This is a genomic window from uncultured Brachyspira sp., assembly GCF_934747485.1.
Lineage (GTDB): Bacteria > Spirochaetota > Brachyspiria > Brachyspirales > Brachyspiraceae > Brachyspira.
Genome location: NZ_CAKVGN010000004.1, coordinates 50,621 through 63,983, shown reverse-complemented (window position 1 = coordinate 63,983; position 13,363 = coordinate 50,621). Strand labels below are relative to the sequence as shown.

Below are 13,363 nucleotides of genomic sequence, written 5' to 3'. Positions count from 1 at the left end.
TATAATAAAAAAATGAAAAAAACATTTCTTATTATTGATGCTTTTGGTATACTTTATAGATATCATTTTATTTTTTTGAAACGCCCTCTAATAAATTCTAAAGGTCAAAATGTATCTTCAATCAATGGTTTTTTAAGAACCTACTTTTCTTTAATCAACACCTACCCTGCTGATTATACTGCAATAGCATTAGACAGTTCAAGACAAACTTTTAGAAGCGAAATATATAAAGCTTATAAAGAAAATAGAGAAAGCATGCCTGATGATTTAAGAAGTCAAATACCTATATTATACAATCTTATAGATGCACTTGGAATCACAAGGATTGTTCTTGATAATTATGAGGCTGATGATATTGTAGGATGCATTGCTCAAAATAATAAAAAAGAAAATATTAAAACTATAATATATTCTCCAGATAAAGATATACTTCAGCTTGTTGATGAAAACACAAAAGTAATAGCAAGCAATAAAGATAATGAATTAATAGAATATGATATAAATATGGTTAAAGAAAAAAGAGGAGTATACCCTAATCAGATTATAGATTTACTTTCTCTAATGGGAGATGCTTCTGATAATATACCGGGTGTTAAAGGAATTGGAGAGAAAACTGCTGTAAAACTTCTTGAAGAATATGACTCATTAGATAACATCTATAAAAACATTGATTCTATAAAAGGAAAGATACAAGAAAAACTCATTACAGATAAAGACAATGCATATATGAGTTATGAGCTTGCTGCAATTAAAAGAGAGATAGAAGAATTAAATATAGATTATAAAGAAATTGAAAAAAATAAAATTAATATAGATGAAGTTAATAAAATATTAGATGATTTGGAATTGAAACAAATAAGAGATAAAATTAATTCATATATATACGGCTCTTCTTCAAGCAAAAAAGAAGAAAAGGTTCAAATATCTCAAACAAAAAAAGAAACTAAAAATATAGAAAATAGCACAGAAAAAACTACAATAGTATCTAACGCTAAAGATAATAATGCTAAATATTATTTAATAGAAAATGAAACAGAACTAAAAAATCTTTTAAATGATATAAACGCTAAAAAACTTGTATGCATAGATTTTGAAACTACAGGATTAGACACTTTAACAGATGAAATAATAGGAATATCATTTGCAATAAAATCAAAAGAAGCTTTTTATTTAGACTTAAGCGGAAGAACAAATATAGATAAAGAAGCTTGCAAAAAATTAGTGTTTGACACTTTAGCAAAAGAAGATATAAAAATAATAGGTCATAATTTAAAGTATGAATATAAGATGATGCGTGCCATTGATAAAAAAATGGGAAACATGTATTTTGACACTATGGTTGCTGCTTACTTGATTAACCCAAGCAGAGGCAGATACAATATGGATGACCTTGCTTTAAGTTATTTATCATACAACACCATAAAATATAGCGACATTACAGATAATGCTAAAAAGACTTTATTAGAGGTTGAGCTAAAAGATGTTGTTGAGTATGCTTGTGAGGACGCTGATATTACATTTAGGTTTTACGAATATTTTGCTCCACTTTTAACTACATATAATCTTGAAGAATTATTTTTTAATGTAGAGATGCCTCTTGTCAGTGTGCTTGCGGATATGGAATTTGATGGAGTTTATATAAGCACAGAAAAAATGAAATCTTTGTCTGAAGAATATGCTTCACTTTTAGAAAAGACAAAAGAGAAAATATATGCAGAGGCTCGTGAAGAGTTTAATTTACAATCTCCAAAGCAGCTTGAATATATTTTATTTGAGAAGCTAAAAATAAACTCTACTAAAAAAACAAAAACAGGTGCTCATTCAACCGATGAAGAAGTGCTTAGAGATCTAGCACCAAAAGAAAAAATTGCTGAGTATATGCTCACCTACAGAAAATACTCAAAATTAAAAAACACATATCTTGATGTATTTCCTACATTAGTGCATAAAAAAACTAATAGAATACATGCTTCTTTTAATCAAACTGTAACTGCAACAGGACGTTTATCTTCATCAGACCCTAATTTGCAAAACATTCCTGCAAGAGGAGATGAAGGCAAAGATATTAGAAACACCTTTATAGCAGAAAAAGGAAACGTATTAATAGCAGCAGACTACTCTCAAATAGAATTAAGACTATTGGCACATTTTAGTAATGACCCTGTGTTGGTGGAAGCTTTCAAAAACAATGATGATATACACAGAAAAACTGCAATGAAAATATATTCTGTAAGCAAAGAGCATGTAACTCCTTCAATGAGAAACATAGCAAAAATAATTAACTTCTCTATCATCTATGGTAAAACAGCATTTGGGCTTTCTAAAGAATTAAATATACCAAGAAAAGAAGCTGATGATTTTATTAAAGGTTATTTTTCAACATATTCTCAAGTAAAACCATTCTGCGAAAAGGTTATAGAAGATGTAAAAGCTAAAGGCTATGTACGCACTATGCTTGGAAGAATTAGAGATTTTTCTAAAACTATAAACTCATCAAATGCGGTTGTAAGAAATGAAGCTGAAAGAATGGCATTAAACACACTCATTCAAGGAAGTGCTGCCGACATGATAAAGGTTGCTATGATTGCCATACATAAAGAGTTTAAAAATCATTTCAAAACTGCTAAAATTGTTATGCAGGTGCATGATGAATTGGTTGTTGAAGTTTCTGAAAAAGAGGCTGATAAGGCTATGACTATAATGAAAGAGATTATGGAGCATTCTGTAAAAACTAATGTTCCTATTACAGTTGATATACATAAGGGATTAAGTTGGGGAGACATTCATTAACTTATGAAGATTGCTTTTTTTGATTTGGATAAAACTATTATAAAAAAAGATTCCATTGTTCCTTTTATGTTTTTCTACTTAAAAAAAAATCCTAAAAATTTTATTTATTATATTAGATTAATTCCATATTTTATTTTGTTTATTTTTAGGATTATAGATAATTCAAGAATTAAATATGAAATAGCTCATATTTTTACAAACATTACTATAGAGTTTGGAGATAAAATTGGAGAAGAGTTTGCAAACACAGTAGTGCCAAGTCTATATTATAATGATGCCATAAAAGAGATAAACAAATTAAAAGAAGAAGGCTATACTCTTATAATGGTTACAGCAAGTTTTGAGATATATGCAAAGTTTATAGGAAAAAATTTAGGGTTTGACAAAGTAATGGGCAGTGAATTATGGATTTTTAGAGGAAAATACACTGGCTTTATGTATGGAAAAAATTGCTACAATGAAGCTAAGAGACACAGACTTTTTACAGAGGGTATTTTTAAAAAAGATATATCGCAAAATATTGTATACAGTGATTCTATTAGCGACCTACCCTTCTTTGCTTTTGCTGCTAAAAAAGTATGCGTTAACCCTGATAAAAAATTAAGAGAACATGCTCTAAACAACAAAAATAATAATTTTTCTATAGTGGAATGGAAATAAAAATGGAGTGTTTCAATGGACAATATAGAAAATGAAATTAAAGAAATTATAAAAGAGACAAATGAAAATATTATAACTACAATAAATACATTCATAGAAAAAAATAATTTAGATTATGCTAAAAAAATTGCATTACAATTAATAAATAAAGAACCTAATTATAAAGATGGGTATTTGGTATTAGCTGATATATTTTATGAGGAAGAGGATTATAAAAGTATTATACGAATTTTAGATAAGGCATTAGAATATCTTCCAAAAGACAAGGATATATTAGAAAGCAAAATAGAAGCATTAATCAGCACTTATAAATATGAAGAGGCAAAAGAAACAATAGAAGAGATAATATCTTTAGGAGATGTTAATGCTAGTGTATATGGTCAGTATGGAGTGCTGCTTTCCATAGAGATGAAATACAAAGAAGCTATTGAAAAATTTAAAATGGCTATATCATTAGATAAAGAAGATGTATTATCTATGATTAATATGTCTATAGTTTATACTGCTATCTACGAATATGATAATGCTATAGAAATATTAGAAAAAGCTTTTAGTATTAATAATGATTCTAATATTCAAAAAAAAATTGATAATATAAAAAAACAAAAAGAAAACTCAATATTTAATTTTTCAAAGTTTACTGTAATTAATGCTAAGCCTGATAAGTTTAATTTAATTGTACCAGAGAATTTTAATGCAAGCGTAGAAAATAGTGTATTAAAAATAGAAAACGATGAAAAAACTATTTCTATACTATTAAGCTATGATGATTCTAAATATGATGAAAAAGAAATAGCTCAAATATTAAATAATTTTAAAGCAGAAAATAAAAACCTCTACTCTATAATATCTCCAGTATCTGTTGTAGAAAGAAAAGAGCATAGTGATATATTTGGCTCTATTATTTTTAATTGTAAAACTAAAAGCAATAATTTATTTAATGCAATGGCAATAGTAGTTAAAGAAGAAGAGTCAATAGTTCTTACTATTATCTCAACACTCGCTACAAGCAATAATTTAATATTTTTAGCAAAAGAAATAATTAATAGCTTATATATAAAATGATTAAAGAGATAAACAAAATAATAAAAACTCTAAATAACATACCAGAACCTTTTTCTGTAGACGGTATAATAAAAACATTTGAAAAAAGCACTAAAAAAATAATAAAAAATTTTGCTCTATATTTTTATAAAGATAATAATTCTAATCTATGGTATACAACTTCAAAAAACATAAAAGAAAATAATAAATACAAATTAAAAGCAAGAAATTATGAGTTTGGATATTTAATAATAGAAAGCAGCATTGAAAAAGAATATTTAGAAATATTAGTAAATCATTTGTCTATAATACTTTATAGTGAAAAATTATCATTTTTGGCAAATAGAGATAAGCTTACTAATTTGTACAATAGAGGATATTTATTAAAATACTTAGAAAATAAAAAAAATGAAACATATTCTATAATTATAATAGATTTAGATAGGTTTAAGCATTATAATGATAGTTATGGTCATAATGTGGGAGACCATGTATTAAAAATAGCTTCAAAGGTAATGAGAGAAACTCTCAAAAATATTAAATACAATTCACTTCTTGCAAGATACGGAGGCGAAGAGTTCATTATAGTTATTGACACAAAAACTAAAAAAGAGCTTTTTAATATAATGGAAACTATAAGAAAGAAAATATATGAAACAGATTTTTCAACTGATGAATATGCTCTAAAAGCAACTGCTTCATTCGGCGGGGCAATTAAAACAGATGATGATACAATTAATAGCTTAATAGAAAAAGCAGACAAAGCATTATATGAAGCAAAAGAAACAGGAAGAAACAGAAGCATTATTTTTAATAATTAAACTTTAATATTATTTATATTTTTCTTGAATTATTATTCAATACTCTGTGTAAATAAAAAAGCCATATTAAAAAATATATATTTTTAAATTATATTTTTTGATTTATTTAGAATTCACGCCCTTTATAGTTTTATTTTGTAATTTTAACTTTTATTATATTTAATACTCAAGTATAAATTACAGCACCCGCCCAAGTTTTTTTAAATTTTAAAATATCTCCTACGCACGATTAGCTAAATTTTATACATAATAAAAATTAATAATTAACATATATTTATAATTTTACTCTACGTGCGGTGAAGATATTTTTAATATAAATAAAATTTGGGTGGGCTTTAGAAATTGTATAAAATATTTTAAAGAGTATAAAATTAAAATAACAGATATAAATTTTAAATATATAGGGCGGGCAAATGTAAATAAATTAAAAGTAATAAATTATGATAAAAATTTTAAAACTCATAAAAGATATATTATTTGTGTGTACTAGCCCCCTGCAAAGCGTGCCCTTAGGGTACACACCCCCACTTCTTTTGGTGACCCAAAGAAGCAAAAGGACTACATTTTTTATTAAAATTTATACCATATTTAATATATTACAAACTTATATTTTTAACTTACTCTTTTTCAAAGCGTATCTGAGTTTATAGAATATATAAGATCTTTTATAAATTTAAATACAGTAGCCATAAAGTTAGAAAAGAGCAATAAAAAATATATTAAATCAATTATAATGACTATTTAATTTTATTTACTACATCAAATATAGCAAGCATTCTATTTGCAGTTTCTTTACTATCATTTTGATTAACAGGTCCCCATATATAATGCTCATCATTTCCATCAAGGAAAGACAATTCATTATCTAAATATATACTTTTTAATTTATTTATTAGTTTTATATTTTCAGAGTAAATACAAAGATATATATATTCTTCTCCTTGACCAATACTTATATAAATAGTAAAATCATTTATATCACAATATATTATATCAGATTCTATATCTTTATAAATCTTATCTAATAAAGTATTTTCTTCTTTAAAATTAAAATGTTCATTTTTAGATTTTATCAATTCATAAACGTCCTTAGAAAAATCAATATGATTCTGTACATCTTTTTTTACTAATTCACGTCTTTTTTTAATAAGAACTTCTTTTGTATTTTCTAATATATCAATAAAATTATCTATATCTTCTATAGATGATATGTTCTCATAATTTTTATTATTTTCTAATATTTGCTGCAATAATTTATTATTCATATTTAATACCTAATTATTTTATATTTTTTAATGCTTCATATAATTCTTTCATTTTAGAAGCTGTATCTTCAGCACTTTCATTATTTATATCTATATCATACCACAAACCATTATCTCTGTTTTTAAAATTTTTTAACCATTTTATATTATTTTTTATATAAATTATAACCTTTTTTGTGTTTTCAGAATCTATATCACCAGTATAAAATCCGCAATATATATTTTCATACTTTAACACTAAAATACAACATAAATCAGGAATATTTTTACTATAATACCATATACTATGATACTCTTCATCTCTATTATATCTTATTCTATCTATTTTTTTATTCAAAATTTCATGTAATTCAAAATCCTTTATACCATATTCACTATTCAATATATTAAGTACATCTTTTACATAATTTATATATATTTTTATTTTATTATTTAATACAGTTATTGTACTTTCAATCAAATCAATATATTCCTGTGCTTCTTCAGGAGTACTAATATTATTATATGCATCGTTGTTTTGTAATAATTCTTTTAATTTATCTTGCATAAAAGTATCCTCTTCGCTGCTTGAACTTAAATATTCCTCATCAATTAGTTTAAATATATTAATTCTTGGCGGTTTACTTGATTTATATTCTTTTAAAGAATCAATAAGACTTCCATAATTTTCTAATAAAAGATTTAAAATGGTTTCTTTATGATTAATTAATTCTCTATTTTTATCAAATAAAAAATTTATTATATCTAAATGCATTTTTTTCATATAAGTATTATAAATACAAATAAATTTCATGTCAAATAAAAAAGGCGATACCTCAGAAAAGATACCGCCCTTAATATTTTAATGTATTGAAACTATTTATTATTTAGCCTCTATAACAACTTTATGCTGTCCGTCATAACCAAACACCTCAGGGTTATACATCTCTTCAGCCTTAGTAGCAGGAAGTAAATACTCACCAGGTGTAACAGCACGAACTACATACTTGTATATATGCTCACCCTTGTCTAAAACATCAGCAAATAATAATATTTTATCATTGTAGTTTTCAGTGTGATTAAATCCGCCCCACCACCAAGTATTATTATAATTTCCTGTGATGTTTTTAACTTCGCTGCTTTCTGTAGCAAATGAAGAGTTTAATATTCTCATACCAGAAACAATAGGAGTATCCACCACAACAAAATGTCTTTCATAAGGAACTGTAACTTTTACCACCACAACATATTCTTCGCCTTGTTTAAATTTCTCTTTAGTGAGGTCTAACACTCTGCCGTCTTTAGTTTGATACTCTCTTACAACATTTATTCCCATATCTCTATTAACAGCTAACTCACGAGGAGCATAAGTAAGTCTTACACCATAATAAAGTCTTCCAGCACCATTTCTTCTAATATTTGCTATAGAAGCCCTTGTATTTAAATTGCTTAGTCTCTCATTCATAAACTCACTTAAAGCATAATTTTGTGTTAAGCTAGGCTGAGTTCTTGAATTAAAGTTTTCAGCAAGTAAAGTTTTACCCTGATATATAAACTCTGCTTTGAAATTAGGTTTAACATTTTCATATTTTTTGTAATACATATTCATAGCAGCAAATACTGATACATTGTCTTGAGTGTTTAAATATCTGCCGTTTTTTCTTGACTGAACAAGCCAGCGAACCACTTTTTCATTGATAGCATTATCATAGCCTGTTTCAATTAAAGCATATAAAGCAACTGAAGTATCTCTCACTGATGAAGAGTGTATCCAGTAAAGATTTTTATATCTCTCTTCAAGTTCATAATGAGCAGTATTAGGGTCTTCTTTAATGGTATTAAGTATATACTGTCTAACATCAGTAAATGCCTTGTTATTGTATTTATTATAATACATAGCTCTCATTAACTGAACCTGTCCGTAGAAAGGTATATTATTAACTTTAGTGTATATTCTGTCTATTATAGTTTTTACATCGTTGATATTATATTCACCCTCTGCAAGAACTGCCGCAATATAAGATATAGATGAAAGATTAATATACTCATCAAACCAGAAGTTAGGTTTTTCAGCCTCTCCGCTTTTAGCATAATTGTTAATATATTCTAATGCCAATTTTAGAGAGTTTTCATCAATAGTGTAGCCTTCTTTTTTAGCTTTAATCATAGTCTCAGCAGCATAAGCAGTAAGCCAAGGAGATATCCAAGTTTTGCTAGGATAATAAGAGAATCCTCCATTAGGGCTTTGATAAGTAGGCATAGCTTTTAAGAAGCTGTTTACTGTATTGTCTAATTCCTCTTCAGCTATATCTGTAAGCTTCATATCAACTAACAATCTCTTAGATGTTATTATAGGATAAACTCTTGATAACTGCTGTTCCAAACAAAGATAAGGATAATTGATAAGATAATTTATTCCCCCTGTAAGTTCGCTAAATGCACTAGGAGACATATAAACTTCTAAACTTCCAGCACCTTTATAAGCCTCTGTAGCATTTGGCACTCTAATCATTAAGTCAGTATTGTTATTTGTAGTGCTTGAGAACATTGCTACAGATTCTGTAGTCATAGGTATATTAACTTTAAATGTTTTCTCTACAGCATCAGTATATTCTCCGCCTTTAGCAAGTATTGTAACTTTAGCCTCTCCGCTATTTGTAGCTATAATATCAAATCTTACATCAGCATTACCGCCTTTAGGCACAATTATTTTTTGAACAGCATTTTGTATCAAAGCATTAGAAGATACAGCCTGAACTTCTATCTCTAAATCTTTGTCAGAATAATTGTATACTATGCTTCCAGCCTTAAATTTATCTTCAACATAAGCAAACTCTGGAAGTGTAGGCATAAGCATAATATTTTTCTTAACTACAACAACATCATCAGAAGCACCAAAATAACCATCTTTATTTATAGCAGAAGCCATTATTCTAAATGATGTAATATTGTCAGGCAAATTAAATGTAACAGTAGCCTTACCATTAGCATCAGTTTTTACTCTTCCTTGATAGAAAGCAGTTGTTAAGAAGTTCTTTCTTATGCTGAATACGTCCATGCCCATAGCCTCAGCTTTAGCCATAAGCATATTGTCTGCTCTCATACCGTCTCCGCCAGGTGTGTCTCCTTTCTCACCATAGTTACGCTGCCCTATTAAATGTATTCTTGTGTCGGCACTTGCAACACTCAAAGGTCTCTGTCCATAGAAAGTATTAAACCAGTTTGGAGTTTTATAGCCTATTAAATTCAATACTCCAACATCAACCACGCTTAGCATAATCTCTGTTTCCATAGGCTCACTTTCTTTAGTTTCAACATATAAATCTACTGTCATCTCATCACGAGGCTCTAAACTGTCAGCAGATTTTGTTATTGTTACATTAAGCTCTTTTTCACGAGGAGATACTGAAAGCCCAGCATAACCAATCTTAAATGACGGCTTTCCTTCATCTGTAGCATAATTAGTATAAGCTTCATTTTCAACTCTTCCTTTAACAAGTGAAACACCCACATAAACATTAGGCAAATATTCGGGTTTTATAGGTACTTCTATTAAAGCAGTAGAGCCTTCAATATTTGTAACAAAAGAATCTATTACATATTCTCTCTCAACTGTTACCAAAGCAGTAGCAGATTCATAAGGAGATTTTACCATTATTCTTGCAGTTTCATAAGGTTTATACTCTTCTTTTTCTGTGATAAGTTCAAGCAAATCATCATCAAACATAGCCCAAGGAGCATAATCTTTACCTATAACATACATATATTCATCAGCAGCAACTTCTCTCTTTTTAGAGTCTTTTGCTCTTGCTAATATTATATAAAGACCAGAGTTTGTAGGAGTAAAGCTGTATGCAACAGGGTCTTTTTTTGTTGTAACTGTAGTAGTTTCAATAACATCATCAATCTGTGTAGATTCCCATTCAAATCTTCCGCCTGTTATAGCCTTTCTTACAGACTCCCAATGCCTTCTTATAACTTGAACTTCTATCTTTTTGCCTGCAAGTCTGTTTCCTTCAGCATCAACTGCAATAAACTCTAACTCTGTAGGCTTATCAGTTTCCAAGAAATAACCTTGTCTTTTTATACCAATATAATAATCACTTCCATGAACCAATACACTCTTAGTTGTGCTTACTTTTTGAGAATCTTCGCCAGATACTGTTGCCTCTATTGTAACATAAGCAGAATGTATTGAACGGCTTGCATCCACTGTCGAACTATAAGCATATTCTCCGTTTTCATCTAATGAACCAGTACCAGTAGCTATTGTAGAATAATAGTTATTGTAATACTCATCTTCAAACCAGCTTAATTTTGTAAATCTAAATCCTACATTGTTAGGAGGAGTGAAGAAAGTTTCATTCATAGATATATTATAATCAACTCTATTAGATATCATAGGCTCGCCAAATAAATACCAGCCGGACATCTTAATAGGCATGGTGTCGCCTAAATAATAATTTTTATCTTCAACCCAAAGTCTGCTTTCATATTCTAAAGGCTTAAACTCTTCAACTCTAAAGCTTTGTGATAAACTGTAAAGTTCTTCTTCATTATTATTAGAATTAAATGCCACCCTCACACTATAATAGCCAGTAGGAGCATCTGCAGGAAGAGTAAAATCTATTAAATAAGAACCAAACTCATTTAAGCTAACATCTCCCTTATAAATCTCTTCGCCTCTTGAGTTATTAACAGTAAATGAACCGTCTTTCAAATTAGTAGGTATATTCCAATTTCCAATAATATTTTCTCTTACAACACCTTTTATATGCACCTCTTCGCCTGCCTTATAAAGCCCTCTCTCTGTAAACATAGAACCATTATACTCTTTGTCAGCAGGAGAATAATCATAACTTATATCCATTCTCCAAGGTGAAACACCTGTACCCCAATCGCTATTAATAAAAGATACATCATCTCCCTTTGTAACTATTGCCCATTGTCTTGGGGTATCCCATCTGCTTGCTCTTTTTATTCCAAAACTTCTAAAACCTTTAGTAGTAGCTATTCCGTTTTCATCTGTTGTTGCTTTTTCTAATACCCTATTAAAATCATCTCTTATCTCAACTTCTGCACCTGCAACAGGCATTCCTGTTTTTAAGTCTGTTACAAATATTGTATTTGAATCGCCTGAGAACTTTCCTGTTACTCCCATAGATGTTATTTGTATTTGTGAAGCTGTTGAATAATCGTACTCGCTTTGGTATCCTGTTTTACTTTTAAACTCTATTGATAAAAGTCCGTACTCTTTATTATTCATATAGTTTGTTAAATAGAGTGCAGTTGTGATGTATCTGTTTCTTTCAACATTTGGAGTATATTCTGTATTATTATTGTAGCCCAATAAGTTTTTATATTTATTAGTATAATTTCTAAACTCTGCTGTTTCATCATATCTATATACTTGTTTATTTACAAACAAGAAAGGTATAATATTTTCTTTATCAACATATCTGCTTTGTATATAAATAGTATTCGGGTTCATTACCTGTACTGGAAGTTTTACGCCTTCATAAGATTCAACAACTCCCATTCCAGAAGGTATTGAAACACTTGGGTTATAGTCTGTAACATTTAATGTAATATTTTTCTCTTCGCCTAAAGTTTGTCCGTAAATATCTTTTAAGCTTCCTTTAATTTTTATGTTGTATGTAATATTAGGATTAAATCTAAGTGCATAAAGTGAGAAGTTTTTAGAAGCCCAAGAGTTCTGGTCTATTTCTTCTTGTGTAGGAAGCTGAATTTGCGGGCTTATTTCCATATTTTTTATTAAGTCTGACCATTCTACTCTTGTACTGAATTTTATTTCTGGAGCTTTTGGAGAATATGAAGCTGTTACTGTTTGCTCTTCTTCTCCATTAAAATAAAAATCATCATGTGTAGAAAACTTAAAAGAGTCATTATCTGCTGTGCCTAAATCTCCATTGATTGCCGCAAGTCCCTCTTCTATATACACAGTTATTTCATCATCTTTATTTAAAGCTTTTTTGGGCTTTATAACTAATACCTGATTTAATTCATATTCATTAGTTTCCCATTCTCTTAAATCTTCTATTTTTGCATATCTTACATCAAAATCTATCTCTCTATAATTATTGCTTGCTATTAATTCTATTTTCTCTTTTGCACTTTGCAAGTATATTGGCATATTATAATAAACAACTATATTAACATCTGTAGGAAGGTCTGATTGACTGTCATAAGGAGAAGTTTTTTGCATTATTGGTCTTAAAGTATTGAAAGTCCAAGTATAATCGTTTTCTAATGTTTCTCCTGTAAGTTCGCTTTTAATTCCTTTTTTAAGTGTAACTTCTATTTTTGTATTGTCTGGTAAACTCTCACTAGGATAAAAAGCCAAAGTATTAACAGAAAGCCATCTGTATTGACCTTTAACATCTATATTAAAACTAAAATATTGATTAGTTACTTCTTTTACAGCTTGCAATGCAACCATCTGCTGATTGAAAGTTACTGTTATAGCTTCATAGTTAGCTCTACTTGTATTCTCTCCGATAGGAGTAGTTCTGTCAATACTAACAGCACCAAATAAAGATAAACTGCTCATAAAAATAAATGACATAATAATAATATAAAATGTTTTTAGTCTTAGAATGGACTTTTCCATAAATACCCCCAGATAATATTCAATTCTAATGTTATACCATAAATAATTTTAAAGTAAATAATAAATTAAAATTTATTCTATTTTATTTAATAATATTATTATGAAAAAAGCACAAAAACATTTCATTTATAAAAAATATTTTGTAGTATGTATCATATATTTTTAATAAAATG

Annotated in this window: 7 protein-coding genes; 4 read left to right on the top strand and 3 right to left on the bottom strand. The window is 28.2% G+C overall.

The window, feature by feature from the left end; all coding sequences use genetic code 11:
- Positions 1-12 precede the first annotated feature (12 nt).
- Genes polA through Q0H31_RS01540 form a run of 4 tightly spaced genes read left to right on the top strand, consistent with a single transcriptional unit; the run spans position 13 to position 5,315 of the window.
- Positions 13-2,790 carry a DNA polymerase I gene (gene polA, locus Q0H31_RS01555; RefSeq protein ID WP_295295313.1) on the top strand — a complete coding sequence of 926 codons (2,778 nt, stop codon included), beginning with the start codon at positions 13-15 and terminating at the stop codon, positions 2,788-2,790.
- 3 nt (positions 2,791-2,793) lie between these two features.
- On the top strand, positions 2,794-3,450 hold the full coding sequence (locus tag Q0H31_RS01550) for an HAD family phosphatase (protein WP_295295311.1): 657 nt from the start codon (positions 2,794-2,796) through the stop codon (positions 3,448-3,450).
- A 15-nt stretch (positions 3,451-3,465) separates the two neighbouring features.
- Positions 3,466-4,515 carry a tetratricopeptide repeat protein gene (locus tag Q0H31_RS01545; protein ID WP_295295309.1) on the top strand — a complete coding sequence of 350 codons (1,050 nt, stop codon included), beginning with the start codon at positions 3,466-3,468 and terminating at the stop codon, positions 4,513-4,515.
- Positions 4,512-5,315, top strand: a complete 804-nt coding sequence (locus Q0H31_RS01540) for a GGDEF domain-containing protein (RefSeq protein WP_295295307.1) — start codon at positions 4,512-4,514, stop codon at positions 5,313-5,315. The genes Q0H31_RS01545 and Q0H31_RS01540 overlap by 4 nt, the downstream gene beginning before the upstream one ends.
- Positions 5,316-6,052: 737 nt before the next feature.
- Here Q0H31_RS01540 and Q0H31_RS01535 read toward each other — a convergent pair.
- The 3 genes from Q0H31_RS01535 to Q0H31_RS01525 form a co-directional block, all read right to left on the bottom strand.
- Positions 6,053-6,580, bottom strand: a complete 528-nt coding sequence (locus Q0H31_RS01535) for a hypothetical protein (protein ID WP_295295306.1) — start codon at positions 6,578-6,580, stop codon at positions 6,053-6,055.
- 13 nt (positions 6,581-6,593) lie between these two features.
- Positions 6,594-7,343: a hypothetical protein gene (locus tag Q0H31_RS01530; protein ID WP_295295305.1), complete on the bottom strand. Its 750-nt coding sequence runs from the start codon at positions 7,341-7,343 to the stop codon at positions 6,594-6,596.
- A 99-nt stretch (positions 7,344-7,442) separates the two neighbouring features.
- Positions 7,443-13,190 carry an Ig-like domain-containing alpha-2-macroglobulin family protein gene (locus Q0H31_RS01525; protein WP_295295304.1) on the bottom strand — a complete coding sequence of 1,916 codons (5,748 nt, stop codon included), beginning with the start codon at positions 13,188-13,190 and terminating at the stop codon, positions 7,443-7,445.
- Between the last annotated feature and the right edge of the window lie 173 nt (positions 13,191-13,363).

Coding starts and splice junctions, on each gene's coding strand:
- Q0H31_RS01535 (WP_295295306.1), bottom strand. CDS start 6,580: ATGAATAATAAATTATTGCAGCAAATATTAGAAAATAATAAAAATTAT.
- Q0H31_RS01550 (WP_295295311.1), top strand. CDS start 2,794: ATGAAGATTGCTTTTTTTGATTTGGATAAAACTATTATAAAAAAAGAT.
- Q0H31_RS01540 (WP_295295307.1), top strand. CDS start 4,512: ATGATTAAAGAGATAAACAAAATAATAAAAACTCTAAATAACATACCA.
- Q0H31_RS01545 (WP_295295309.1), top strand. CDS start 3,466: ATGGACAATATAGAAAATGAAATTAAAGAAATTATAAAAGAGACAAAT.
- Q0H31_RS01525 (WP_295295304.1), bottom strand. CDS start 13,190: ATGGAAAAGTCCATTCTAAGACTAAAAACATTTTATATTATTATTATG.
- polA (WP_295295313.1), top strand. CDS start 13: ATGAAAAAAACATTTCTTATTATTGATGCTTTTGGTATACTTTATAGA.
- Q0H31_RS01530 (WP_295295305.1), bottom strand. CDS start 7,343: ATGAAAAAAATGCATTTAGATATAATAAATTTTTTATTTGATAAAAAT.